Annotated in this window: 32 protein-coding genes and 1 other RNA gene; 20 read left to right on the top strand and 13 right to left on the bottom strand. The window is 40.4% G+C overall.

All coding sequences use genetic code 11. The features are described 5' to 3' along the window. The 3 genes from LF822_RS08080 to LF822_RS08070 all read left to right on the top strand — a co-directional run bounded on the left by LF822_RS08080 (position 1) and on the right by LF822_RS08070 (position 1153). A complete protein-coding gene (locus LF822_RS08080) occupies positions 1-153 on the top strand; it encodes a hypothetical protein (protein ID WP_253923532.1) in 153 nt (50 codons plus the stop codon). Continuing rightward, positions 153-584: a hypothetical protein gene (locus LF822_RS08075; RefSeq protein WP_253923531.1), complete on the top strand. Its 432-nt coding sequence runs from the start codon at positions 153-155 to the stop codon at positions 582-584. The genes LF822_RS08080 and LF822_RS08075 overlap by 1 nt, the downstream gene beginning before the upstream one ends. Before the next feature lie 356 nt (positions 585-940). Beyond that, on the top strand, positions 941-1153 hold the full coding sequence (locus tag LF822_RS08070) for a hypothetical protein (protein WP_253923530.1): 213 nt from the start codon (positions 941-943) through the stop codon (positions 1151-1153). Between the two features lie 64 nt (positions 1154-1217). On the opposite strand, the gene LF822_RS08065 is transcribed toward LF822_RS08070, so the two are convergent. The 4 genes from LF822_RS08065 to LF822_RS08050 form a co-directional block, all read right to left on the bottom strand. After that, a complete protein-coding gene (locus LF822_RS08065) occupies positions 1218-2435 on the bottom strand; it encodes a hypothetical protein (RefSeq protein WP_253923529.1) in 1218 nt (405 codons plus the stop codon). Between the two features lie 13 nt (positions 2436-2448). Beyond that, positions 2449-2913 carry a hypothetical protein gene (locus LF822_RS08060; protein WP_253923528.1) on the bottom strand — a complete coding sequence of 155 codons (465 nt, stop codon included), beginning with the start codon at positions 2911-2913 and terminating at the stop codon, positions 2449-2451. Between the two features lie 385 nt (positions 2914-3298). Next, on the bottom strand, positions 3299-3586 hold the full coding sequence (locus tag LF822_RS08055; RefSeq protein ID WP_253923527.1) for a potassium channel family protein: 288 nt from the start codon (positions 3584-3586) through the stop codon (positions 3299-3301). Positions 3587-3602: 16 nt separating this feature from the next. After that, positions 3603-4031, bottom strand: a complete 429-nt coding sequence (locus LF822_RS08050; RefSeq protein WP_253923526.1) for an ion transporter — start codon at positions 4029-4031, stop codon at positions 3603-3605. A gap of 187 nt (positions 4032-4218) precedes the next feature. On the opposite strand from LF822_RS08050, the gene LF822_RS08045 reads away from it, so the two are divergent. Beyond that, positions 4219-4518 (top strand): holin, encoded by a 300-nt coding sequence (locus LF822_RS08045; protein WP_371925857.1) that lies wholly within the window; start codon positions 4219-4221, stop codon positions 4516-4518. 58 nt (positions 4519-4576) lie between these two features. Here the strand turns inward: LF822_RS08045 and LF822_RS08040 are convergent, their stop codons facing one another. Beyond that, complete coding sequence (locus LF822_RS08040) at positions 4577-4939, bottom strand: helix-turn-helix domain-containing protein (RefSeq protein WP_253923525.1); 363 nt, start codon at positions 4937-4939, stop codon at positions 4577-4579. 155 nt (positions 4940-5094) lie between these two features. Here LF822_RS08040 and LF822_RS08035 point away from each other — a divergent pair, with 155 nt between their 5' ends. Continuing rightward, complete coding sequence (locus LF822_RS08035) at positions 5095-5925, top strand: N-acetylmuramoyl-L-alanine amidase family protein (RefSeq protein WP_253923524.1); 831 nt, start codon at positions 5095-5097, stop codon at positions 5923-5925. Positions 5926-5961: 36 nt separating this feature from the next. Here LF822_RS08035 and LF822_RS08030 read toward each other — a convergent pair whose 3' ends face one another. The 5 genes from LF822_RS08030 to modA form a co-directional block, all read right to left on the bottom strand. Beyond that, positions 5962-6489 (bottom strand): hypothetical protein, encoded by a 528-nt coding sequence (locus LF822_RS08030; protein WP_253923523.1) that lies wholly within the window; start codon positions 6487-6489, stop codon positions 5962-5964. Continuing rightward, positions 6461-6685 (bottom strand): hypothetical protein, encoded by a 225-nt coding sequence (locus tag LF822_RS08025; protein ID WP_253923522.1) that lies wholly within the window; start codon positions 6683-6685, stop codon positions 6461-6463. Before LF822_RS08025 ends, LF822_RS08030 begins: the two co-directional genes overlap by 29 nt. A 105-nt stretch (positions 6686-6790) precedes the next feature. Further along, a complete protein-coding gene (locus LF822_RS08020) occupies positions 6791-7405 on the bottom strand; it encodes an ATP-binding cassette domain-containing protein (RefSeq protein ID WP_253923521.1) in 615 nt (204 codons plus the stop codon). Between the two features lie 13 nt (positions 7406-7418). Next, the gene (modB, locus tag LF822_RS08015; protein ID WP_253923520.1) at positions 7419-8096 is read right to left on the bottom strand and encodes a molybdate ABC transporter permease subunit; all 678 of its coding nucleotides are present in this window, start codon (positions 8094-8096) and stop codon (positions 7419-7421) included. Between the two features lie 17 nt (positions 8097-8113). Continuing rightward, on the bottom strand, positions 8114-8869 hold the full coding sequence (gene modA, locus LF822_RS08010) for a molybdate ABC transporter substrate-binding protein (RefSeq protein ID WP_253923519.1): 756 nt from the start codon (positions 8867-8869) through the stop codon (positions 8114-8116). Positions 8870-8966: 97 nt separating this feature from the next. On the opposite strand from modA, the gene LF822_RS08005 reads away from it, so the two are divergent. The 3 genes from LF822_RS08005 (at position 8967) to LF822_RS07995 (ending at position 10198) form a co-directional block, all read left to right on the top strand. After that, positions 8967-9626, top strand: a complete 660-nt coding sequence (locus LF822_RS08005) for a M50 family metallopeptidase (RefSeq protein ID WP_253923518.1) — start codon at positions 8967-8969, stop codon at positions 9624-9626. Between the two features lie 106 nt (positions 9627-9732). After that, on the top strand, positions 9733-9837 hold the full coding sequence (locus LF822_RS08000) for a YjcZ family sporulation protein (RefSeq protein WP_101841824.1): 105 nt from the start codon (positions 9733-9735) through the stop codon (positions 9835-9837). Positions 9838-9946: 109 nt separating this feature from the next. Further along, positions 9947-10198, top strand: coding sequence for a hypothetical protein (locus LF822_RS07995; RefSeq protein ID WP_253923517.1), 252 nt, complete (start codon positions 9947-9949; stop codon positions 10196-10198). Positions 10199-10215: 17 nt separating this feature from the next. Here LF822_RS07995 and LF822_RS07990 read toward each other — a convergent pair whose 3' ends face one another. After that, on the bottom strand, positions 10216-10407 hold the full coding sequence (locus tag LF822_RS07990) for a hypothetical protein (RefSeq protein ID WP_253923516.1): 192 nt from the start codon (positions 10405-10407) through the stop codon (positions 10216-10218). 127 nt (positions 10408-10534) lie between these two features. Between LF822_RS07990 and aldA the strand changes: the two genes are divergently transcribed. Beyond that, a complete protein-coding gene (gene aldA, locus LF822_RS07985) occupies positions 10535-11986 on the top strand; it encodes an aldehyde dehydrogenase (RefSeq protein WP_253923515.1) in 1452 nt (483 codons plus the stop codon). Between the two features lie 33 nt (positions 11987-12019). Here aldA and queF read toward each other — a convergent pair whose 3' ends face one another. Continuing rightward, the gene (queF, locus tag LF822_RS07980; RefSeq protein ID WP_253923514.1) at positions 12020-12517 is read right to left on the bottom strand and encodes a preQ(1) synthase; all 498 of its coding nucleotides are present in this window, start codon (positions 12515-12517) and stop codon (positions 12020-12022) included. 276 nt (positions 12518-12793) lie between these two features. On the opposite strand from queF, the gene acsA reads away from it, so the two are divergent. The 4 genes from acsA (at position 12794) to LF822_RS07960 (ending at position 17590) form a co-directional block, all read left to right on the top strand. Beyond that, positions 12794-14503 carry an acetate--CoA ligase gene (gene acsA / locus LF822_RS07975; RefSeq protein ID WP_253923513.1) on the top strand — a complete coding sequence of 570 codons (1710 nt, stop codon included), beginning with the start codon at positions 12794-12796 and terminating at the stop codon, positions 14501-14503. 242 nt (positions 14504-14745) lie between these two features. Next, on the top strand, positions 14746-16047 hold the full coding sequence (locus LF822_RS07970) for a lysine N(6)-hydroxylase/L-ornithine N(5)-oxygenase family protein (protein WP_253923512.1): 1302 nt from the start codon (positions 14746-14748) through the stop codon (positions 16045-16047). Between the two features lie 103 nt (positions 16048-16150). Then, entirely contained in the window at positions 16151-16663 is a 513-nt protein-coding gene (locus LF822_RS07965) for a type 1 glutamine amidotransferase domain-containing protein (RefSeq protein ID WP_253923511.1), read from the top strand. Positions 16664-16825: 162 nt separating this feature from the next. Next, a complete protein-coding gene (locus LF822_RS07960; RefSeq protein WP_253923510.1) occupies positions 16826-17590 on the top strand; it encodes a DUF3891 family protein in 765 nt (254 codons plus the stop codon). Positions 17591-17622: 32 nt separating this feature from the next. On the opposite strand, the gene LF822_RS07955 is transcribed toward LF822_RS07960, so the two are convergent. After that, positions 17623-18912, bottom strand: a complete 1290-nt coding sequence (locus LF822_RS07955) for a glycoside hydrolase family 18 protein (protein ID WP_253923509.1) — start codon at positions 18910-18912, stop codon at positions 17623-17625. 92 nt (positions 18913-19004) lie between these two features. Here LF822_RS07955 and tadA point away from each other — a divergent pair, with 92 nt between their 5' ends. From tadA to LF822_RS07920, 7 genes are all read left to right on the top strand, one after another. Beyond that, positions 19005-19472, top strand: coding sequence for a tRNA adenosine(34) deaminase TadA (gene tadA / locus LF822_RS07950; protein WP_253923508.1), 468 nt, complete (start codon positions 19005-19007; stop codon positions 19470-19472). 65 nt (positions 19473-19537) lie between these two features. Continuing rightward, positions 19538-19803: signal recognition particle sRNA large type (gene ffs / locus LF822_RS07945), an RNA gene on the top strand. Between the two features lie 269 nt (positions 19804-20072). Beyond that, positions 20073-21776 carry a DNA polymerase III subunit gamma/tau gene (dnaX, locus tag LF822_RS07940; protein ID WP_253923507.1) on the top strand — a complete coding sequence of 568 codons (1704 nt, stop codon included), beginning with the start codon at positions 20073-20075 and terminating at the stop codon, positions 21774-21776. A 29-nt stretch (positions 21777-21805) separates the two neighbouring features. Then, positions 21806-22123: a YbaB/EbfC family nucleoid-associated protein gene (locus tag LF822_RS07935; RefSeq protein WP_253923506.1), complete on the top strand. Its 318-nt coding sequence runs from the start codon at positions 21806-21808 to the stop codon at positions 22121-22123. Positions 22124-22134: 11 nt separating this feature from the next. Beyond that, positions 22135-22731 carry a recombination mediator RecR gene (gene recR, locus LF822_RS07930; protein WP_253923505.1) on the top strand — a complete coding sequence of 199 codons (597 nt, stop codon included), beginning with the start codon at positions 22135-22137 and terminating at the stop codon, positions 22729-22731. A 133-nt stretch (positions 22732-22864) separates the two neighbouring features. Next, positions 22865-23080, top strand: a complete 216-nt coding sequence (locus LF822_RS07925; protein ID WP_253923504.1) for a YaaL family protein — start codon at positions 22865-22867, stop codon at positions 23078-23080. A gap of 72 nt (positions 23081-23152) precedes the next feature. Beyond that, positions 23153-23416: a pro-sigmaK processing inhibitor BofA family protein gene (locus tag LF822_RS07920; protein WP_253923503.1), complete on the top strand. Its 264-nt coding sequence runs from the start codon at positions 23153-23155 to the stop codon at positions 23414-23416. The last annotated feature ends 490 nt before the right edge of the window (positions 23417-23906 follow it).

Genomic DNA, 23906 nt, shown 5'->3' with positions numbered 1-23906 from the left:
ATGGAACAGTTTAGAAAAGCATTAAAACAGGGGCAAGAGATTAGAAAGAAGCAGGATGAAGCCCTAGCGTTATTTACTAGACGCGTACAGGGTATGGACGACTTAGGAACACTAAACGAAGTAATTAAACAACTTAAAGGAGAGGTTAAATAATGGCACATCAACAACAAATCAGAGAACTACAAGAAAAGGCGTTCGCAGGAGATACGGAAGCCCTTGACCTATACAATACTTTTGTAGAGAAAGGCGAAGCCCCTGCAATTTATTTCAATAAGCAACAAACAGACCTAGAAATGTATAAAAAAGCTACCCAGGAGAAGAAATCTTCTCTATTCGGTGACGTTGACCCCGATAAGTTACACGAAGCACATAAAAGCCCCTTAACTCTTATGAGTGCAGGTTATGAGTCACATAAGCAGGATACAGACCAAACAGAACGCAAGGCGGGCGAGTCTTATTCATTCGACGGGCAGAAGGTTAACCGTGAACTATCCCCAATGGAGAAAATGAGTGCGGGTTATAGCGACACAGGAAAGCAACTCACGGAAGCTAATGTAAATCCTAACGATATTATTATTGAGTAAGCTATAATTTATTGAAGAGAGTAAGAACAGTTACTATCCTGTTCTTGCTTACATATTACTCCCTTCGTTCTTATAGAATGTACCGGGTTTTACGGTGGAAAAATTCCACAAAGTTAAAAAGCACTAATTCTAGAAATTAAACTCTTTTCTTTAGTACGATTAACCTAATCAATAAATGGGTACTGATACTTAAAGGAATTTAAAGGTAATTTTAAGGGTTTGTTAGGAGGTGTATTTATAGCTAGAAAAAGTGGAAACCACAAGAGTTTTTTAAGGGATTAGACAAATTTGAAGATAAAGTTATCAAGAAAACTAAAGAACTCTATAATGAAAATGATAAGGGAGGCGAAAAGGGTATGAATACTTTTAAAGCTGAAAGAGAAATTATTTATAATGAACGTGGGGCTTTTGCGGTCGATGTATGGAATGATGGGAAGAATTATAATGCCCATGCTATCCAAGTGGACTCAATGGAGAGTAAGAAAGCTTTTACCAGCGATGAAAGCAGAGGAAAGGCGATTAATGAAGCAATAGAACATGTAGTTGAATTTAATCAGAGAAACCAATGAATGCATAATATTATATGAAGAACATTAAAAGATAGGAGAGGGATTTTATCCTCTCCTATTTTAATTAATGATGGTCTTGCTGATTGTCGATATCTTTTATGATTTTAATCTCAATGTGAGTGTTATTGAAATTATAATTTGATATTGGTTCATTAAATTTTGCATCGTTCTTACTACGATTGGAATCTAGCTTGTCCTTTAGATAATCGTTTTCCATGTTATCAATAGATTTATTTTCCGGTTTATTATCAATAAACTCTATTTGGTCAAACATTTCTTCCAATTCTTCACGGGTATTTTCATCTTCTCCACTTAAACGCATTTCATTATTTTCTAGTGTTCTGTCATCTTCTAAGTCTTTGAAAGTTTTTAGAAGTGGTGAGGCAACCGCAATCCCAATCAATAAACAAATAAGGTAAGGACTGTTATGGCTAATAGTTTTAATATCTATAAATTTATTATCTCTAGCTTGTTGATTTATAAAACTGTAACATAAAATTTGAATACTATTGGTTTCAGGGTAGTAGATACCTACAATAGGTCGAGTAAGGTCTGCAATAATCTTAAAGAATTTGTTGAAATATTCATTCTCAATTCTATTGTAATTTTTGTCCTTAGTTCTCAATAAATCTGTATAACCTTCACTTAATTCAGCTTCTAAAGTGGAAATTAGAGGTTCTTCTTTTTCAAATTGGTGATACCGATTATATATTTCATCGTATATTTCATTAACTTTCTTTATTAACTTTCTCTTATTTAGTTGAGGATTAGCGTTATAGATGATTATGTTTTCAGCCATGTCTTTTATCATATTTAAAGCTTCCTCAATGTCATTATACTTAGTACATAAGTCCACTATATCAATGAGTTTCTGTTTATCCGGTCTATCTAAGTTTTTCGAATTAAGGTATGTATATATCTTGCTGAAATAGGTAAATGATAATTTTACTCTTAACAAGGTCTTGTTAGGAAATAGTGAGGTAGGAACGCCAAGGTGGTAAAAATTCTTAACATCGTTAATTTTATTTAAATCAAATGTGTTTACATAAGAGTAACTACGGTTTACGTTAAATGAATCATCCATGATAAATATATTATTCGGCCGAATACCATTTTCAATTGCCAAAGAAATAGTGTTGAGTAACTCATTCTTATAGTAGTAACTAGACATTTTTGAAACTAGATTAGAAATTTGCCAAGGACTTAATAAACCTTCTTCTTTTCTTTTAAGTGTTAGTTCAACTCTCGTTTCATAATCTTTATGTTCTTTTTCATTAAACAATTTAACTCCCCCATTATTTATCTTTTTTCCCCTTCTTATAAATTTCTGCCATGATTTCTTTCCTTTCGTTTATTCTGGCTTCTAGGACATCTTGTTGGTGTTTTCGCTTATATTTCTCAATATCCTTCGCACTAAAATGAAGAGTGAAAAAGCTGATACCTAGACCAAACATTAAGAAAGCGGTACTGTTTATAGAAGTAACTAAATCATTAACATATTGACTTCTTTCAAATTGAGGAAGAACAAAAAGGGACATTAAAGCCAAAGTGTAAAACACGTATTTTAGTAAAGAGAATAAAGAAACTTTTTTATTCTCTTTAATTGGTTCATTAAACAAACCGGAAACACTAAGTAAAAAAGCAGCTAAGGTAAGACTGAATTCTACTAAAGGACTTAGAAAATCAAGGTTTAGCAAATATAAGATACCACTAAGGATAAAAATAAAGCCTATTATTAATTTTTCGTGTTCATTACCCAACTAAATTACACCTCATCCTCCTATTTTGGCATTTTCTTTTATTAGTATCGTTTTTAGAAATTTACGGTTATTACTTATAATACCAAATTATTATATGGACTTACATATATTCCTTGCATGCAAAAAAACCAAAAGATGGACTGACTCTAACATTAAAGGTTGTATGAATAACAAAATAACGGTATAATTTCCGTAGTGAAATAAATGATACGGATATATTGAACGAAAGACATTAGTATGAACGTTAGTTGTCAACGTTATAGCAAACGTTAGGGGAAACCCTTGCTATGAGGCTAAAACTAACGGTCATACCGAATATGTACCTTTACGAAACTGGTTTCCTAAACCGTGTGCCGCAGGTTCGAATCCTGCCGGGGGCGTTACTTTATTTTCTTAGTTTCTCCTCTTTCATTTCCTCCATTAATACAGTCAACTGCTTCATTTCATCAATTGTTAAATCTTCATACCGGTTAAGCTGCCCTTTTATAAAGGGTATTGTCGGGTGCCTGGACGTTTGTTCTTTTACGAAAAAAGTTGTAATGGACCCTGTCAGCATTCCGATCAGTCCGATGCCGATTAACATTAGAATGACGGCAATTAACCTTCCGATCGTGGTCGAAGGGGAGATATCACCATAACCGACGGTTGTCGTTGTTACGATCGACCACCACACCCCATCTGCAAAAGTCTCAATCCCTGGTTCCCATTTTCACTATGATCGCAGATCCAAAGATAAGCAAGAAAGAGACCGTCAACACGCAGTCCAGTCCGTTGGTACGTAAAATATGAAAAAAAGGTCGAATTTGATGTTTGGCTATGGAGAGGATGCGAATTAATTTAATAATTCTGGCCAATCTTGCCAGCTGAAATATACTGTCGAGTGGCACTGCTGCGACAAAATCAAAAGGATTGCGTTTGAAGTACGTCCATTTATTTTCTGCACTTGTGAAGCGTATGAGCACATCTATTAAGAAAATAATCCAAAGGTACTGGTCGATATAATAAATGAATGAGTTCTCTGTCCAAATGAATAACACTGAAAGTAAGGCAGCTGTAATAAGAATGCATTCATAAATGATCAGTAAGGCAGCGCGTTTTTTTCTCTTCGTTAAAGTCATAATAACCTCCCGTAATAGCTTGGCTCTATGATCATATACCCGCTTCTTTTAAAATAATGACAAAAGGTGACAAATGGTATCACCTCTCTTTCTATCATGCGTACTATACTACTATAAGGTCTGGTATAGAGGTGGTTTAGGAATCAGTTCTTTGTACCGGGTCTTTTTTTTTGGGAGGGGTGGTCTCTTGGAGCATGAAATAATGCAGGAGCTGCTGCTTTTTGTAACAGTTCTAAGCCCTTTCGTTGTAGGAAGTGTGGAAGTGATTAAACGAACGATACCGCTTCCAAAAAATTATGTTCCCTTACTCAGTGTAGGGACAGGTTTACTACTTGGATCATTGGCGTACCCGCTGACAGATATGGATCTTGTCCTGCGATTATGGGCGGGGGCAGGAGCCGGGTTATCAGGCACTGGATTATTTGAAATCGTGAACCGCCGAGATGGTTTTACAAAATCGTCTAAAGAAGATCGAGAAAAGGAGTAAATCTTCCCCGTATTTAATCTGAGGGAAAAAGCTGAATCTAATTTAAGATTCAGCTTTTTCATTGGCTTGATAGAATATCCCATATTTTTTTCAGCTTGTTAAGGTCTTTCTCATTCTCAAACGGTAAATTTTCGTACCAGCTTTGAAGTTCTTTATTTTTAAAAGAGGGGGCTTTTTTTCTTCCATTCAAGCTGTGGCCTGGCTCATCTGAAAGCCCTGTCAGCCAGTCAATAGAGACTTGATAGAGAGAAGCCAGCGTCGTCAGCATCTTTGTATCCGGTTCGCGGTAATTCCTCTCATACCCTGAGAGCCTGGAATTCGAGATCTTTAACTTGTCACAGACATGAGTCTGGCTCCAGCCTTTCCTCTGCCGAGCTTCTTTAAGTCTCTCACCTAGTGCATTCATTTCATTCACCTTCATCGTTAGGTTTACTCTATCATACTATAATTACACAATACGCAAAATATTTTACGCGTATAGTTTATTTTTATATTGACTTATGCATAATGCGCAAATATAATTGTAAACAACCGTTACGCGTAACGCGGAATTTATTGTGGAGGAGAGGATATATTTTGAGTTTCTTAATTGCGCTGGATGATGGTCATGGAATGAATACAAAAGGTAAGCAGTCGCCTTATATTTTAAGTATGAATAGAAGAATAAAAGAAAATGAGTTTAATCGCAGAGTAGTGGATGAATTAAACGTATTGTTAAAAAAATGTGGGTTTCAAACCTTACTTGTGGCTTCTACAGATCATGATACCCCGCTTTCAACTAGAACGAACAGAGCTAATCGAGCAGGTGCTGATGCTTATGTATCGATTCATTATAATGCGTATGATGGGACCTTTAAAGGACCAAACCCTGGTGGCATCGAGCTGTATGTATATCCTGGCCATTTAAATAAAGAAGCTGGACGTTTAGCACGTTCAATCGGTGCAGCGCTTAAGCAGGGAACGAAGCAGAATTATAGAGGGATAAAGGAAGCGGATTTCTTTGTACTGCGGGAAACGTCGATGCCTGCTGTATTAACAGAATGCGGATTTATGGATCACCCGGATGAAGCACTGCTTATGCTTAACCCGGCCTTTCATAAAGAAACTGCTATTGAGCATGCAAAAGGCATATGTGAATATTTTAATATGAACTATAAAGAGGGAAAATCAAAAGAAGCTTCATTTAAAGGACGACGGATAGAATCCATACATGAGGGGAACCTGAGATTCTATGCGGCTCCTTCCTGGAAGGATGAGGATGTTGCGGGGTATGTGCAGAAGGGTATAGGATTTCCTTCTATTATCGACCGTTTATCCGTCAATGGTTCTGACCAATATAAAGTTAAAAATTCCAAAGGATCCGTATTTTATATTACTGCTCATGAGAAATATGTTACCGTTAAATAATCATATATAGAGCCCTCAGTTTTACTGGGGCTCAGCTCAATTTCCACTTCCGTAGGTTTCTGTGACTCCCCACACTTTATCGTAATCGGAGTAATCATTTATGGCTATATCTAAATCATGAAAATAGCGATGAAGTTCAATGACATCATCATTGAAATTTGAAGTGGCGGAAAGGCCTGATGCTAACTGAACGATTTGGTCAATATCTTCTTCTGCAATTTCATCTGTAGAATTTTCATTAAAATATGTTTCTATAAGTGCAGCAAACTCTAATTGTAAATCTTCATCTAAAGAAGAATCATTTCCCCAGCCGAGCGTTTTATTATAAAAATTATGGGCTTCGGCGACAAAATCCGGGACAGAACCTTCAAAGCTCATCTCATCTGCTGATTCCGCTTCTTCTCCATCTTCGCCTTCTGATTGATTAAATGTTTCTTTAATCTCCTGTTGGTCAACTTCTTCGCTTTGACCACTGGTGAACTGCATTAACAGTGCCGCTCCGACAGCTGTTAAAATAAATAGAACAGCCAGTACACTAATAGCCCATTTCAACGTCGTACTCAATAGATGTGTCCTCCTTTTTCAACATGGAAAGTTCTCCATTTTCATTTAAGTTATCATCATCTTCTTTATAAAACATATCTGCAATAAAAAGATAAGCTACTACGGCGCCTATTAGTATCATGGCACAGGTGACAGCAATCATGACCCATTTGAAAATAAAGCGTATGTATTTGTTCGATGTCCATGATGATTTCACGAGATTCACCCCTTTATGAGATAGTAAAAAAGTCTCTATTGTAAATCCTAACGAAACTCTTATGGGTTTTCAATACTTTTCCAAAAATAGAAATAAGACGTTTAACTATTTTATTTTTCCTTTTTCGAGGGAAAGTATACGGTCTCCAAGCTGCTCAGCTTCACTACGATCGTGCGTTACAAGCACGACTGGAATCATCCATTCTTTTTTTAAGCGCAGCAGTTCCTGTTGACAATTATATTTAGTTTTTTCATCGAGGGAGGAGAAGGGTTCATCTAATAGCAAAACACTGGGCTTAGCGGCCAGGGCGCGGGCTAAGGCAGTGCGCTGTTTTTCTCCGCCGGATATTTGATGAGGATACTTGGAAACTAAGTGATCAATTTTTAGAATGCGGAGTAAGTGTTGAATAAGCAGTTTATCCTGAGAGCCGTAGCGAATGTTGTCCCCGATTGTCTTATGAGGAAAAAGGGCATAATCCTGAAATACATACCCTGTTTTTCTTCGTTGAGTGGGGACGAGCGTCTGCTTGTTCCTGGTCAGGAGGTTGTTATTTAAGGAAATATTTCCTTGATCAGGGACGCTCAAGCCGGCAATACAATTTAAGATTGTTGTTTTGCCAGAACCTGAAGGCCCGAACAAAATGACGGTCTCATTATTCACTTGAAACGTAATATCTAAGTTGAAGTGGGATAACTTCTTCTCTAGTTGAACATTTAACATTACGAAGGGCTCCTTATTTATCGCTTTTAAAGCTTAGAATATTTCGTTTGCTCCACCAATTTAACCAAAGAATTGAACTGAATCCGAGAATAAGGATCACAATCACCCAAAGGCGGGCTTCGTCCATACGGCCTGATTCCACTGCGAAATAGATGGCTAAAGGTATAGTGTCGGTTTTACCTGGGATATAACCTGCAAGCATTAAGGTGGCTCCGAACTCTCCTAAAGCCCGGGCAAACGTTAAGACAGTACCTGCTAATAATCCGGGCCAGGCGAGCGGAAAGGAAATCGTAAAGAAAACTTTCCATTTAGAGGCGCCAAGGGTTAACGCTGCTTTTTCGATTTGAGGATCATAATTTTGGAATGATGCGGAAGCACTCTGATACATAAGCGGGAAGGACACGACAATAGCAGCTATAACCACTCCTAGCCAGGAAAAAACTACTTGAATGCCAAACCATTCCACTAACAGGCGGCCTATTGGTCCATTATTTCCGAATAAATACAATAAACCAAATCCTATAACGGTCGGGGGCAGAACCATAGGAAGTAAAAGTATGGACTCAATTATACTTTTCCCGGGAAATAATTTCCGGCTGATCAATCTTGCCGCTGCAATTCCAGATATAAATACAATGATTGTGGCAATACTTGCTGTTTGTAATGATAGAATTAATGGTGAAGAACTCATGTCTTATCCGTCCTATTCTAGCTGAATCCATAAGATTTAAAGATTTCTTGTGAACGCTCCGTTTTTAAATAGTTTAAAAAGTCCTCAGCAGTATCCTGATTGCTGCTCTGACCAGTGATTGCCGCTGGATAAACGATGGGGTCATGCGTAGTTGAATCAATTTCTTCGATGACTTGTACTTGGTCAGAGATAAGAGCGTCACTGGCGTAAACGAGTCCGTAATCTGCGTTTTGAGATTCTACGTAAGTAAGGGCTTGTCTCACATCATTAGAGTAAATGAGTTGTTCTGAAATATCATCCCAAATGCCGATATGCTGGAGCGACTGCTTAGCATAATTTCCTGCTGGTGCGCTTTCCGGATCGCCCATAACAATATCTGTGTCTTCTTCTGTTGTGAGTTGTTCTAATTCGTCGATTAAGCTCTCCTTGTCAGCGTGGGCAATTAAGACGAGTGAATTGTCTGCTATTGTGGTTTCGGTCTCTGATTGAATATGCTGACCGTCTGCTAACCGGCGGGTCCATTGTTCATTGGCGGAAATAATTAAATCAACTGGTGCCCCTTGTTGAATCTGCTGGGCAAGTCTGCCGGAGCTTCCTGAATTCAGTGTTATGGATACATCGTGATCATTCTCGTATTCTTCTATAATTTCATCTAACGCATCCTTCATGCTGGCCGCTGCTGAAATTGTAATCTCTGTTTTTTCGTCTTCCTGGCTGCAGCCTGTTAGAACGAGCAGCGCAATGAAACAAACTCCAATGATTTTCGTATACATAACAGGTCTCCTCGTTGATTAATTATATTCATTATACGAATGGAGAAAAGGCAAGTAAAATAGATTATGATACGTAGTAGAGAAGGGAGTTACTATAGTGAAGCTTCAAATTATCATCAGTCTCATTCTGGCGTTTATGCTTACTCAAGCTCCTATATTCGGAAAGTACTTTGCTATGATAAATACAATGATTCATGAAACCGGCCACTCGCTGACTGCTCTTATAACAGGCGGTGAAGTTAGGAACATTTCACTATTTCCTAATACTTCAGGGGTTACGATGACGGGTCATGCCTCGTGGATCAGTCAGCTGTTAACAAGTCTGTCAGGCTACGTGTTTGCTTCTTTTATGGGTTTTTTCTTTTTCTACCTTATCATAAAAGGGCACTACCGTTGGATGGTCTACATTTTATTAGCCCTTCTGATTATTAATGTACTATTCTGGGTCCGCAATTTATATGGAGTGTTCTGGATCGTTACATTTGGAGCCGGCTTTATCTGGTTGTTACGGATGGGACAGCAAACGCTTGTTCAGTACGTACTCGTATTTATCGCCTGCTTAATTATGGTCGAAGCTGTCAGCAGCGCTTTTGAAATTATGCTGCTAAGCTTTTTCTCTCCATCTCAAGCAGGTGATGCAGCAAACCTTGCCAGAATAATTCCGTTTGCGCCAGCTCCTATATTTGGAGTTCTGTTTTTTGCTCAAGCTTTATATTTTGCCTGGCTTGCTTTTCGAAGGGTTTTTCTCGTAGTGTAAAAAATTGAGGCTATCCTAAAATATTTCAGGAACTCCGCAAACGCCCTTACCTGTTACTTTCTTTTACATAACGTAGTAAGGAAAGTATGGAGAGGGGGTACTCGATATGAGCGGAGGATATGGTGGAGGATTCGCGCTGCTGGTTGTGCTGTTTATATTATTGATTATTATTGGTGCAGCATACGTTGGCGGAGGCGGATACGGCTATTAATAAAAGCGGGGAGCATCCCCCGCTTTTGTTGTGTAAAGATTAGTTTTACAAGTTCAAATTAGGGTATATAAGTAGTAGTTGACTATGAGACTTTTGGGGGAATTTTATAATGGATTTAAAAAATCGGCTGATAAGTCATGGATACGATCAAATTGATATTTTGCTAATTGATGAAGATAACAATCAGGAGACTGTAGCTGACATTACTCTTCATAAGGTAACAGACCTGGAGTACAAGCTTTATTTAGAGCCCGATACTCTTTCGTATGAGCTGCAGGAGGACAACCCCTATTTTGTGGCTCAGCAGAAGCAGGGTTCCAGTGACTCCAAACAAGTGAAAGGCTTTGTTTTAGAATGGTAAGGGTACAGGAAAAGGGACTACGATCTCCCTTTTCTTTTTTTGTGTTCACTTTTGTCTGCCATTCCACCGGCAATAAGTAAAGCACCCGATACGATCAGCAGGGCGGAGACTAATAGATTTTGAACAATGACCAATAGAATAATTCCGGCTGCAACATTTGCCGTTCCAATGATACTAAGTATGATAAGCATTTGATTTTCTTTCTTCATAGAGAGTCCTCCCTGGCTTTTTATTTAGTATAACGAATTTTCATTATATCTGTGTAAAACTAGTTAGATTGTTTAAAAAAAGGAAAAAGTGGAATCAATTCCCTGAGTATGAAGAGGAGGTTTTATTGTGATTGAACACAAACTCTATATAAATGGTGAATATACAAATTCGAGCAGTGATGAATGGATTGATATTGTTAATCCTGCTACAGAAGAAGTGATTTCCAGAACCCCTAAAGGAACGACGGAGGACGTGAACCGTGCTGTAGAAGCAGCTTTTAAAGCACAGAAGGAATGGGAATTGACTCCAAATATTGAACGTGGAAAGATTGTGCGACAGCTGGGAGATGAAATTGAAAAGAACCGGGCAACATTCGTTGAACTGCTTCAAGAAGAGCAGGGAAAAGATTATGAATTGGCGAGTGGAGAAGTCGACCTCGCCATTGATTATTTCCGTTACATGTCTGAGTGGGCCCGTCGAATTGAAGGAGAAATCGTTCCAAGCGACCGTCCCAACGAGAATATTTATATTTATAAGAAACCTATCGGGGTTACAGCGGGTATAGTACCCTGGAACTTCCCTGTGTTTATTCTGGCAAGAAAGGTTGCGACAGCCTTAGTCACCGGATGTACGATCGTGTTAAAGCCGAGTCAGCAGACTCCGAATACAGCGATGGAATTTACGAAAATTATTGATGCTATGGAAGAGATTCCTAAAGGCGTGTATAACGTGATCACAGGCACAGGCTCCGAAATCGGAAATGCACTTGCTAAGCATGAGCAGGTACAGATGGTATCTATGACCGGAAGTGTGCCGGCGGGAACGAAAGTCATGGAAGCTGCCGCTCAGAATATAACTAAAGTGAATCTGGAACTAGGCGGAAAAGCTCCGGCAATTGTCACAGCAAATGCTGACCTTAATGTTGCTGTTGAAAGCATAACGACGTCGCGTCTTGCCAACAACGGTCAGGCTTGTACGAATGCTGAACGTGTATATGTTCACGAAAGTGTAGCGGATGAACTAATTGATAAGCTGAAGCAATCGTTTGAACAGCTGACCATTGATGACCCCCGAGAAAATAAAGAGGCCGATGTGGGTCCTCTTGTCAGTAAGGACCGTCTCGAAGAAGTGGAAGGTATGGTGAATGACGCAGTAAAAGCAGGAGCTCAGGTAGTTATAGGAGGAGAGCGGGCTCCACTTGAGAAAGGCTTTTATTACAAGCCGACCATTCTTACCAATGTGACACATGATTCTGCTATTATGCAGGAGGAGATTTTCGGTCCTGTTATTCCAATTACGACGTATAAGACATTAGATGAAGCGATTGAACGAGGAAATGACACCGAATTCGGCTTGTCCTCTTCTGTTTATACTGAGGATTTAAATGAAGCGATGCGGGTTGTAAACGAGCTTAAATTTGGAGAAACGTTTGTAAACCGCGAGAACTTCGAAGCTGTTCAGGGCTATCACGCTGGTATGCGTAAGTCAGGTCTTGGCGGAGCCGATGGCAAACATGGGATGGAAGACTTCCTTGTTACTCAGGTTGTATATATGCAATATAACAATAAGAAGAATTAATACAAAAGATCTCCCGGCGTGGGAGATCTTTTTTTAACGGTTATCAATCTTTTCAGGGTAAAGGTCATGATTCATTAAGCGGTGAACAGCCATTTCTTCATATTTCGTACCCGGCTTTCCGTAGTTGCAGTACGGATCAATCGATATGCCGCCTCTTGGTGTGAATTTCCCCCACACTTCAATATAACGGGGATCCATCAACTGAATGAGGTCATTCATAATGGTATTGACGCTGTCTTCATGGAAATCCCCGTGATTTCTAAAGCTGAATAAATAAAGCTTTAATGATTTGCTTTCTACCATTTTAATTTCAGGAATGTAGCTGATGTAAATGGTGGCGAAATCAGGCTGACCCGTTTTAGGACATAATGTCGTAAATTCAGGGCAGTTAAATTTGACAAAATAATCACGTCCGGGATGCTGGTTGTCGAAAGTCTCCAACACCTCCGGATTGTATTCAAAAGCGTACTCATTGTTTTCATTTCCTAAGAGGGTTAAATCAGTCAGTTGTTCATCTTTACGTCCAGTCAAAGGAATTCTCCTCCTTTTGTATCTTAATCAGCACGTCTATTATAGGGATCGCATAGGCCTAAGTCAACGTGGGAAAGGGTGAATAAGAACTAATTATGTTAATCTTTAGGCGTTTCCCTTTAAAAATGAGACACTTTCTACTAAAATAGTAAGTAATTCACGAAATTTTTAGAAAAATAATTTGAAGTCAGTTCTGTGTCAACCTTATTAAATGCAGGGCTTTTTTCAGAAATCAAAAGAAACCGTTTACAAAAATTCATTCTATGAGGTGATATTATGGACATGCAGCCAATCAAAGCAAGATCAGGAAATCACAACTTAGAAAACTATGAACAAACGTACGACAACTTCAAGTGGAATGAAGCGAAAGCAAATTTTACCTGGAGTGAAACAGGCAGAGTCAACATTGCTTATGAAACGATTGATAAGCATGCGGCTGATCCCGCAACCAAAGATAAAGCGGCTTTAATATACTCTTCCCCTGAGCGGGAAGAAACGTTAACGTTTGAACAATTAAAGAAAAAGAGTAATCAATTCGCAAATGTGTTAAAAAACCAGGGCATTGAAAAAGGGGATCGTGTCTTCTTGTTCATGCACAGAAGCCCTGAATTCTATGCGTCATTCTTAGGGATATTGAAAACAGGTGCCATCGCGGGTCCTCTGTTTGAAGCATTTATGGAGCAGGCTGTCCGGGACAGACTTGAAGACAGTGAAGCAAAAATGCTGATTACAACACCTGATTTACTGGACCGTGTCCCTCAAGAAGAGCTGCCGAACCTGGAGAAAATCGTACTTGTCGGCGGAGAGGGTGACGACAAGTATATCAGTTTCGAGAAAGAAATGGAGAATGCCTCGGAAGACTTTGAAATTGAATGGGTGGATCTCGAAGATGGTATGCTTCTTCACTACACTTCGGGTTCAACTGGAAAACCAAAAGGGGTTTACCACGTTCATAATGCAATGATCCAGCATTATCAGACAGGAAAATGGGTGCTCGATCTTAAAGAAGATGATGTCTACTGGTGTACGGCAGATCCAGGCTGGGTTACAGGAACGAGCTATGGAATTTTTGCTCCATGGTTAAATGGAGTCACAAACGTAGTCAGAGGCGGACGTTTCAGCCCGGATGACTGGTATGGAACGATCGCTGAGAAAAATGTAAGTGTATGGTATTCGGCACCAACCGCCTTCCGTAAGCTGTTAAGTGCAGGAGAGGAAGCGGCACAGAAGCATGACCTATCTTCTCTTCGTCATATTTTAAGTGTAGGTGAACCATTAAACCCCGAAGTCATCACATGGGGTCTTAAAGCCTTTGATCTCCGCATTCACGATACGTGGTGGATGACGGAAACAGGCGCGATGCTTATTTGTAACTATCCTTCAGTAGATATGCGTCCGGGATCGATGGGTAAGCCGTTACCAGGAATTGAAGCGGCAATCGTCGATAATGAAGGAAACAAGCTTCCTGCTAATCAGATGGGGAACCTTGCGATTAAAGAAGGATGGCCGTCCATGATGAGAGCGGTTTGGAACAACCCTGGAAAGTATGAAAGCTACTTTATTAACGGCTGGTATGTATCCGGGGACAGCGCTTATCAGGACGAAGAAGGATACTTCTGGTTCCAGGGCCGTCTGGATGACGTGATCAACACGTCCGGAGAGCGGGTAGGTCCATTTGAAGTAGAAAGTAAGCTAATTGAGCATGAAGCTGTAGCGGAAGCCGGGGTAATTGGCAAGCCCGACCCGGAACGCGGAGAAATCATTAAAGCCTTTATTACGTTGAGAGAAGGCTACAGTGAATCCGACGAATTACTTGAGGATATTCGTCAGTTTGTGAAAAAAGGGTTAAGTGCACATGCTGCCCCTAGAGAGATTGAGATTAAAGATACGATTCCAAAAACACGAAGCGGTAAAATTATGAGACGTCTCCTTAAGTCATGGGAGCTTGGTTTACCGACAGGAGATACGTCAACGCTTGAAGAATAATGAATGAAAAGCGCACAGCCTGAAGCTGTGTGCTTTTATTTGTCTTAAATTGTTTCACGTGAAACATTATATAAGCGGTGGGCGAATAATAGCTTATAAGAGTGACTTTTAGGGAATAGCTAAAAAATGTCCGCCTTTAACCAGTGACTTTTTTGTCTTAAGTATGGGAATCCTATTGATTTTGAAGGTACATAACCTACCGAACGAACAACGGATAGACATAATTGAAGGAAGTGAAGAATGTGTCGAAGACTATATATGATGTTATTGGAATTGGAATCGGTCCTTATAATTTAGGGTTAGCTGCACTATTGGATGAAACGGAGCTTTCCGGTGCATTTTTTGATGATACACCTCGATTTGAGTGGCATCCTGGAATGCTGATTGACGGGATGGATTTGCAGGTTCCTTTTATCGCTGATTTGACGACTTTTGCAGATCCAAAAAGTCCTTATACTTTTATGAATTATTTACATGAACATAATCGAATGTTTCCTTTTTTCTTTCACCAGCAATTTAAAATACCTCGTCAGGAGTATAACCATTATTTGCAGTGGGTCGCTGAACAATTAAGCGGTCTGCATTTTAATCATTTGATCGTAGACGTGATCGATCACAGCGACCATTATGAAGTAATCGCATTAAATAAAGAGACGGAAGAGACAGTGAGCTGCTTTTCTAAACATGTGGTGTTAGGGACGGGAAGTAAGCCGATTATATTAGATGGAATGGATGATCTCCCGGCGAATGATGTCATTCATACAAGCCGCTATTTATTTGAAAAAGAGAATCTGCTTCAATCAAAGCACGTTACTGTAGTCGGCTCTGGGCAGAGTGCTCTTGAAGTGTTCCTTGATTTACTGGAAGAGCAGAAACGACATGATATGAAGCTCACCCTTCTTTCCCGGACGGGAGGTTTATTTCAGCTTGATCAAGCGAAGTTTGCGCAGGAATTTTTCACACCGGAATATGTAGACTACTTCCATTCCTTATCATTTGAACAGCGCCAAAAAAATTTAGAAACCCTTAGCGCCTTAAGGAAGGGGATTGACCCTGATACCCTGACTCGTCTATACAGCGAGCTTTATCATAAGACGGCGGGCGGAAAAAAGAGTCACGTCTTGATTAATCCAATGACCGAAGTGAAATCTATTGAACGTGAGGGCACAGGATATAAACTCAATTGCCAACAATGGCAGGAGGAACAGGAGTTTAGTTATCAAACAGACAAGGTGATTCTGGCCACAGGGTATAAGCCGAATATTCCTGACTGGTTTATGGAACGATTTCAAGAGAAAATTAAGTGGGAGGATGACAAAAGATTTAAAGTAACAAGAGACTACAGACTTGACTTTAAAGAAGAGCGCGGGCACCATTTTTTCACGCTCACAAATCTCGTCCATTCTCATGGAGCAGGGGCTACCAATCTAGGATTGGCGGTTACTCGTAATGTGCATATTATTAATAAAATTGCCGGCAGGGAATTGTACGAGGAACAGCCCCATTCAGCTTTTCAAACGTTCTCTATGAATGACTTCTCTTAGTTTATTAACATCCATTTTTTGAGAGTGATAGGTTTAAATTCATTAAATAGGGGAACAAGAAATTTGTGATTTTATTTAAAAACATTCAAGGAGTGGTACCGATATGAGTAAGATTGCATGTGTTATGACATCATTGTTTGAAGATGTGGAATATACTCAGCCTGTTGATGCATTATCAAAAGAAGGCCATGAAGTAACTACAATTGAATGGGAAGCAGGTAAGGAGATAACAGGTAAGCAGGGACAGACGAAAGTTACGGTTGATTCCTCTATTGATGAAGTAAAACCCGAAGACTTTGACGCCCTGTTAATTCCAGGCGGTTTCTCGCCGGACCAGCTGCGTGCTGATGATAAATTTGTGAAATTCGCTAAGCATTTCATGGATGAGAAGAAGCCGGTCTTTGCCATCTGTCACGGTCCTCAACTGCTTATAACGGCCAAGAGTTTAGAAGGTCGTTCAGCAACAGGATTTAAATCCATCGCTGTAGATATGGAGTACGCCGGTGTTCAATTTAAAGATGAAGAAGTGGTGGTGTGCGGCAATCAGTTAGTTACCAGCCGCCAGCCGGAAGACATTCCTGCCTTCAATCAGGAAGCGAGTAAACTCCTTAAATAAACAAAATATTAAATAAAAAGGAAAGCCGCTGAGGAACCCCTCCTTGGCGGTTTTTCTATCGACTGACTCACTGAAACCAAATGCGTCAGTCGTATTTTGTATGAACGGCGAATAAACTATAATAAAATATAAGTAAGAGTTTAAATGATGGGGGGGACCAACGTGATAGTAAATGAAAGAGATGATCATTTTTTATTGATTGACCAGCATGATCATGCTTTAGTTTCCGGTGAGATTGTATTACATTGGAAGCGGAAATTCCTACTTCGTTCTAAGCTGCGGGAGGAAGCGGACTGGGCAGTTTCCCAGCACGATAGAGCCTGGATTCCATTAGACCGTCACCCGTTATGGAATGAAGAAAAGCAGCGGCCGTACTCATTTATTGATTACCCGTTAAAAGAAAAACTAGAAGCGTATCAAAGAGGGATAGCCGAAGTCTCAGAGCGGTCATCCTATGCAGCTATGCTCTGCAGTTCTCACTACCAATCTTTTTTTTCAACAGATGACAGCGATCCATTGATACAGCAATTCATAAAGGAGGAAGAGGAACGAAGACAGGAATTAGAAACCGCTATGAAAATGGAAGTACCCTATGATATTTACCACCTTCATTTTGAGCGGCTGCAGTTCTGTGATGATCTTTCTTTATATGTTTGTATGCAGGAGCCTGGTATAGATAAAGAGGAAGAAGTGTCCTGGTTTCGTGAAGGATTCAGACAGCAATTTGATGCAGCTCCTGAAGGCATTATGCCGGAATGGATTAATGAAAAAGAGGTCGTGCTTGACCCGTTTCCTTTTGAGCATGAATTTGAAGTAAGAATTCCGTATCGTACCGTTTATAAGAAAGCTATAGAGGAGCTTGGACTGGAAAAAGCTTGTCAAGAGGCTGAAGTTCTTCACCGCTCCGTTTCATTTGTATCTAAATAAGAAGGCAGCTCAGAAAGCCGCCTTCTTATTTTTTATTCACTCTTTGCAATGTTAAAGCCATTGTTTAACAACTCCCAGTTTTGCGGGAAAGAAAGACCAAGCTTCCAGTAACTGATACCTTTTAAGTCAAGCTCTTTAATTAAATCAAATTTTTCCTGAATCGAGCGGGCATCCTCAAACCATACTTCGTGTTCTGCCCCCTCACTGTCTGTATAATTAAAAAATGGTGCCTGTGCTTCTTCATCATAGGAGATGGAGACATTGTTTTCACGGGCGATCTGGATGGCTCTCTGCGGGCTGATGGCTTGAGCAAACTCTCCGCCCGGTTCGAACGGTAACGTCCAGTCATAGCCGTATAAATTCTGTCCGAGTAAGATTTTCTCCGGCGGCATTTCAGTCAGTGCATATTCTACGACTTCTCTTACGTTATTAATAGGAGAAACGGCCATAGGCGGACCTCCGCTGTAGCCCCACTCATAAGTCATTAGTACGACGAAATCCACAATTTCACCGTGTGTTTTATAATCATGGGCTTCGTACCATTCTCCCTCCTGCTCAGCGCTCGTCTTTGGAGCCAGGGCTGTGGAGATTAACAGTCCTTCATTAGAGAGACGGTTTTTAGCTTTTCGTAAAAATTGGTTGTACTCTTCTCCTAATTCCCGCGGCAGGTATTCAAAATCAAAGTGAATATCCTGATAGCCAATCTCCCGGGCTGTTTGTATAATGTTATCTAATAATGTGTCCTGCACCTGTTCATCGGTTAAAATGGTCCGGCCGAGTTCATCGCTGAATCCTTCATCCGTTAAATTCGTCACGACCATCATTAAACCTGTGTTATTATTTTGGGCAATAGCGGGAAAATTATCGAGTGGAGGTGCTTCTAATGAACCATCTTCATTTACACGATAACTAAAAGGGGCTAAATACGTAAGTAAGGCAGCTCTTCTCTCGGCAGAATTCCTCAAATTTTCTGAGACCTGACCTCCTGTCGGTTCAATATAAGCATTAGCGGTCATATCTGATTTTGGCTCCTGAGGAATATAAAGCCTGAATCCAACAGGCAGTATCGCTCCCGGCTGCAGCTGATTGACTTGAATCAGCTCGTCAACGGTCGTGTTAAATAGCTGGGCAATTTCATACAAGCTGTCGCCAGGCTGAACAAAATAAAACTGGCCGTCCATGGGGATGACAAGTGCTTGACCAATCACTAAGTCGCTTGGGGTTTCAAGTTCATTCGATTCTACAATTCTGTTAGGCGTTACTTCATACATCCCGGCTATCGAATAAATGGATTCACCTTCTGATACCACGTGAATTTGCATGTTATAGACACTCCTTCCTCAACTACAATGAATATATGAAAGAACTTGGGTTATTTATACGAAAATTTTATGGAAAAAAGGGAGTTGATTTGATGAACAGCGATGAATATTACATGAATCTCGCTTTAGAACAGGCGGGGATTGCCGAGTCTGCCGGAGAAGTTCCCATCGGAGCAGTGATTGTACATAATGGAGCGGTTGTAGCTGCGGGTTATAATAAGCGTGAAACTTCTCAGCTGGCTTCTTCGCATGCGGAATTTACAGCAATAGAAGAAGCCAACCTTAAATTAGGCAGCTGGAGATTGGAGGATTGTACCCTGTATGTCACTTTAGAGCCATGCCCGATGTGTGCCGGAGCCATTGTTCAATCCAGAATTCCACGAGTGGTCTACGGAGCTTCGGACCCTAAAGCAGGTTGTGCAGGGACGCTGATGAACCTGCTTCAGGAAAGCCGTTTTAATCACCAGTCGGAAGTGAAAAGCGATGTGCTTGGCGAGCAGTGCGGTCAAGTTCTTACGCGATTCTTTAAAGAACTGAGGGAAAAAAGGAAAAAGAAATAAAATGGTAATAATTCTATTAACGTAATCATTGCATTTTTTGATAAAACTCGCTATACTTGAAAATACCGTGCTAAGCGGGGAGGTAGCGGTGCCCTGTACTCGCAATCCGCTATAGCGAGGCCGAATCCCCACTCGAGGTGGTTCGAATTCAAGGTCTGCCTCATGAGAGTGGTGTTGACACCCAGGTCCTGCGCAACGGGAACCAGTGAATCCTGTCAGATCCGGAAGGAAGCAGCAGTAAGCTGACCATCCCGTGTGCCGCGGGAGCGCCTGGGTCGAGCCATAAACATGGGTAACGCTTGGGTTCGAGCCATCGAAAGTGGGTGCACGGTATACATATATCAATGAAGAGCTGCTGTTATAGCGGCTCTTTTTTTACGTAAAGGCGAGGTTCAACGAATGATATGTTGTTGTGAGTGAAGCCTCGCTCTGCGCAGCTGCAAGGAACACTTAAAACGGTTAGGAATGACCTTATTTTTTGAGCATTTTATATAATAGTTGAGGAGTAAAGGCAGGAACCAGGGGCTTGCTTCTTAAGGTTCACATCCTATCCTTAAATCAGTTATAATAAATGAGAGACTAAAAAGGGAGCGCGGTTGAATGAGTTATCAGGCACTGTATCGTGTTTGGCGGCCAAGAAACTTTGAAGATGTAGTTGGACAAACCCACATTACGCGAACGCTGCAAAATGCGATCGCCCAGGATAAATTTTCTCATGCTTATTTATTCTCCGGGCCCCGTGGTACAGGGAAAACCAGTGCGGCGAAGATTTTTTCAAAAGCTGTTAACTGTGAAAAAGCCCCGGCGAAAGAGCCGTGTAACGAATGTTCAGCCTGTCTTGGTATTCAAGATGGTTCGATTTCAGATGTAATTGAAATTGATGCTGCTTCCAATAACGGCGTAGAGCAGATCCGGGAAATCCGGGATAAAGTAAAGTACGCCCCAAGCGCTGTCTCTTATAAAGTTTATATTATAGATGAAGTCCATATGCTTTCCATAGGGGCATTCAACGCTTTATTAAAAACGTTAGAAGAACCTCCTAAGCATGTCATCTTTATTTTAGCTACGACAGAACCTCACAAAATTCCACTTACGATTATCTCCCGCTGCCAGCGGTTTGATTTTAAAAGGATCACCCAGCAGGCGATGGTGGATCGGATGGAGAAAATTGTAGAAGCGGAGAACGTTGCGATAGAAAGAGAAGCGTTGGAAATTGTAGCTCTTTCCGCAGAAGGTGGTATGAGGGACGCATTGAGCTTGTTGGACCAGGCGATTTCTTACAGTGAAGAAGAAGTGATGGTCGACGACGTATTAGCGGTAACCGGATCGGTCTCCCAGCGCAAGCTCTCAGAAGTGATCGAGGCTCTTAATGATCAAGATATTAATCAAGCGTTAAGTGTCGTTGATGAGTTGATCCAGCAGGGAAAGGATCCAGGTCGATTTGTATTTGACCTTATTTACTATCTGCGTGACATCTTACTTTTTCAAAGCGCGCCTGATCTCCAGCATAATCTTGAAAGAGCGATCCCGGATGACTCCTTTAAGAGTATGTCTGAGCGTCTGAAGCCTCAATGGGTACAGCAGACGATTCGAGAATTAAATAAATGTCAGCAGGAAATGAAATGGACTACAAGCCCGAAAGTATTTATTGAGATTGCTGTCCTCAATATTGTTGATAAACAGCCGTCTGCTGAAGCAAATCCTGATTCAGAGGCAGTAACGAAGCTTTCTAATAAGCTTGAGAAGATGGAGCAGGAGCTTGCTCAGCTTAAAGCGAACCCGCCTGCACAAACGGGAGCGGCGGCAGCATCTTCATCTCAAAAGCGCACACCTGCACGATCCAATAAAAACGGGTATAATGTTCCATATGATCGTATACGAATTGTATTAAGTGAAGCATCTAAGGAAGAGTTGAAGCAGGTACAGGGGCAGTGGCCAGCATTTATGGATCGTTTGAAGCAGACCAATGCACCAGCCCATGCTATATTATTAAACAGCAGGCCCAGCGCAGCCTCTACAAAAGCCTTAATCGTTGCTTTTCGATACGATATTCATTGTTCTTTAGCACTAGAGCACCAGACAACGATTGAACCTTTACTTACTGAATTCACAGGAAAACCATTAACGATCATTCCCATTCCTGTTCAGAAATGGAAAGAACTGCGTGAAGAGTATGTAAAGAAACAAAAAAACAATGATGAGGAGAACGGGGAATCTTCAGAGCAGGATGAGAAAGAAGAAGACCCCCTTATCTCAGAAGCGAGAAAGCTTGCAGGCGATGACCTTATAGAAATTCAAGATTAATGAAAGATATTAAAAGGAGGAGTTTTACCATGCGTGGTGGAGGAAACATGAACAATATGATGAAACAAATGCAGAAAATGCAAAAGAAAATGATGAAGGCTCAAGAAGAGCTGTATGACATGTCATTTGAAGCAACAGCAGGCGGGGGAATGGTTAAGGTCTCTGCTAATGGTAAAAAAGAAATTACAGACGTTGAAATTAGTGAAGAAGTGGTAGATCCAGATGATGTGGAAATGCTGCAGGATTTAATTATTGCAGCAACGAACGATGTATTGAAGCAGATAGACGATAAAACGAATGATACGATGGGTGAGTTCACGAAAGGCATGCCTGGAGGAATGTTCTAGGAGGAGTTTCCATGTATTATCCAGAACCAATATCAAAACTGATCGACAGTTTTACGAAGCTGCCAGGGATAGGTCCTAAGACGGCTGTCCGTCTGGCTTTTTTCGTCCTTGAAATGGAAGATGATGATGTACTTGATTTTGGGAAAGCACTTGTGAATGCAAAAAGAGAGCTGACGCATTGCAGCAGTTGCGGGCATATTACAGATCAGGACCCATGTTCCATTTGTCAGGATGAGTCACGGGATTCATCTATTATATGTGTCGTTCAGGATCCAAAGGACGTCATTGCTATGGAAAAAATGAAAGAATTCAGCGGTAAATATCATGTGCTCCACGGCGCGATCTCTCCAATGGATGGGATTGGCCCAGAAGATATAAACGTCCCGAGTCTTATTAACCGGCTGAAGGATGAAGGGGTAGAAGAGCTGATTTTAGCGACTAACCCTAATATTGAAGGCGAAGCGACAGCTATGTATATATCCAGGCTGGTAAAACCTTCTGGAATTCGAATGACCAGAATTGCTCATGGTCTTCCTGTCGGCGGTGATTTAGAATATGCAGATGAAGTCACACTCTCTAAAGCGCTTGAAGGACGACGAGATTTATAATAGAAACTTCTCTAAGGGAAGTTTCTCCTTTTTTATTGTAGTTTCAAAAGCACATGGATAGGCAGCTGACTTCTTTGGTTCCAAATGGAAAGAAAGCTTCCCGTTTGTAATGTGATATAAAGGGTGGATCATCTTGTTAACGAAGAAAAAAGTTAAAAAGAAAGCCATGGACCAGCAGTTATTAGCCGATATTAAACGATTGAAATATGAATGGGAATCTCTTGAAAATATTATCGAACACAGCATAGAGCCAAGTAACGAAGGTTTACTGGATTTATCTCTGGCAAGAGCGAAATATTTTTATTTACTTAGAGAAGCAAGACATCGGAACATTAACGCATTATCATAAAAATCAGTCATACCCTCTTGTGCTTAGACATAACTTGTACTAAGAAAAGTTATTTGCACAGGGGGATTTTTAATGGATCCGGTTTTAGTCATTCTATTAATAGGACTAGCCATACCTTTGTTATTGATTGTAGGAATGCCGGCTTCACCTATTAAATGGTTGGGACGAGCATTAATGCGGGTAGTCATTGCGGTTGTACTATTGTTTTTCGTTAATTTATTCGGGGCTCAGTTTGGACTTCATATTCCTATCAATGTTTTTACCACTGCGGCGTCAGCTATGCTCGGGATCCCGGGCCTCCTATCGTTAGTTGCTATTCATATATGGGTTTTATAAACAGGCTGAGTGTTATGCTCAGTCTGTTTACTTGTAATCGGCAGTCAATATTTAGGGACTCTACATAGTTTATTCTTTAAAAACCAAAGACTGCATGGAGCGTGATGAGATAGAATGGAAGATAAGTAAGGTCTTCTGCACGTTTTCAGAAGACCTTTTTGTTATAACGAGGAAGCTGATCACCACCTCAATTTTAAAATAACGATAAAAAAAGATATTTTTATAAAAAAAGTATTGCATAGTTATGAATATCCATGGTATATTATTTCTTGTCGCGTTAAGAGAGCGGCATAGCAGTAAAGAAAACAAATCAAATCATCTTCGGAAAAGTTATTGACTTCAACTCGTTAAGATGATATATTAATTAAGTCGCCATTTTGAGGCGTCAAACGAAATTTTGATCTTTGAAAACTGAACGAACCAACCAGTACGTCAACATCTTCTTTCTATATAGAAGGAAGTAAAACAAGCACATTCGGTGTGCAGAGCT

The sequence above is a fragment of the Halobacillus sp. A5 genome (assembly GCF_024189315.1).
In the GTDB taxonomy this organism is placed as follows: Bacteria; Bacillota; Bacilli; order Bacillales; family Halobacillaceae; genus Halobacillus_A.
Note: the sequence above shows the minus strand (reverse complement) of the source record. Positions and strands in the feature narration are given on the sequence as shown.

What these genes read in the sequence shown, in the direction of transcription:
- acsA (WP_253923513.1), top strand. Translation starts at nt 12,794, where the DNA reads ATGGACATGCAGCCAATCAAAGCAAGATCAGGAAATCACAACTTAGAA.
- LF822_RS07955 (WP_253923509.1), bottom strand. Translation starts at nt 18,912, where the DNA reads ATGCAAATTCACGTGGTATCAGAAGGTGAATCCATTTATTCGATAGCC.
- LF822_RS07920 (WP_253923503.1), top strand. Translation starts at nt 23,153, where the DNA reads ATGGATCCGGTTTTAGTCATTCTATTAATAGGACTAGCCATACCTTTG.
- LF822_RS08080 (WP_253923532.1), top strand. Translation starts at nt 1, where the DNA reads ATGGAACAGTTTAGAAAAGCATTAAAACAGGGGCAAGAGATTAGAAAG.
- LF822_RS07965 (WP_253923511.1), top strand. Translation starts at nt 16,151, where the DNA reads ATGAGTAAGATTGCATGTGTTATGACATCATTGTTTGAAGATGTGGAA.
- LF822_RS07935 (WP_253923506.1), top strand. Translation starts at nt 21,806, where the DNA reads ATGCGTGGTGGAGGAAACATGAACAATATGATGAAACAAATGCAGAAA.
- tadA (WP_253923508.1), top strand. Translation starts at nt 19,005, where the DNA reads ATGAACAGCGATGAATATTACATGAATCTCGCTTTAGAACAGGCGGGG.
- modA (WP_253923519.1), bottom strand. Translation starts at nt 8,869, where the DNA reads ATGTATACGAAAATCATTGGAGTTTGTTTCATTGCGCTGCTCGTTCTA.
- recR (WP_253923505.1), top strand. Translation starts at nt 22,135, where the DNA reads ATGTATTATCCAGAACCAATATCAAAACTGATCGACAGTTTTACGAAG.
- LF822_RS08040 (WP_253923525.1), bottom strand. Translation starts at nt 4,939, where the DNA reads ATGAAGGTGAATGAAATGAATGCACTAGGTGAGAGACTTAAAGAAGCT.
- LF822_RS07995 (WP_253923517.1), top strand. Translation starts at nt 9,947, where the DNA reads ATGGATTTAAAAAATCGGCTGATAAGTCATGGATACGATCAAATTGAT.
- LF822_RS08070 (WP_253923530.1), top strand. Translation starts at nt 941, where the DNA reads ATGAATACTTTTAAAGCTGAAAGAGAAATTATTTATAATGAACGTGGG.
- modB (WP_253923520.1), bottom strand. Translation starts at nt 8,096, where the DNA reads ATGAGTTCTTCACCATTAATTCTATCATTACAAACAGCAAGTATTGCC.
- LF822_RS08020 (WP_253923521.1), bottom strand. Translation starts at nt 7,405, where the DNA reads ATGTTAAATGTTCAACTAGAGAAGAAGTTATCCCACTTCAACTTAGAT.
- dnaX (WP_253923507.1), top strand. Translation starts at nt 20,073, where the DNA reads ATGAGTTATCAGGCACTGTATCGTGTTTGGCGGCCAAGAAACTTTGAA.
- LF822_RS08000 (WP_101841824.1), top strand. Translation starts at nt 9,733, where the DNA reads ATGAGCGGAGGATATGGTGGAGGATTCGCGCTGCTGGTTGTGCTGTTT.
- LF822_RS08075 (WP_253923531.1), top strand. Translation starts at nt 153, where the DNA reads ATGGCACATCAACAACAAATCAGAGAACTACAAGAAAAGGCGTTCGCA.
- LF822_RS08050 (WP_253923526.1), bottom strand. Translation starts at nt 4,031, where the DNA reads ATGACTTTAACGAAGAGAAAAAAACGCGCTGCCTTACTGATCATTTAT.
- LF822_RS07990 (WP_253923516.1), bottom strand. Translation starts at nt 10,407, where the DNA reads ATGAAGAAAGAAAATCAAATGCTTATCATACTTAGTATCATTGGAACG.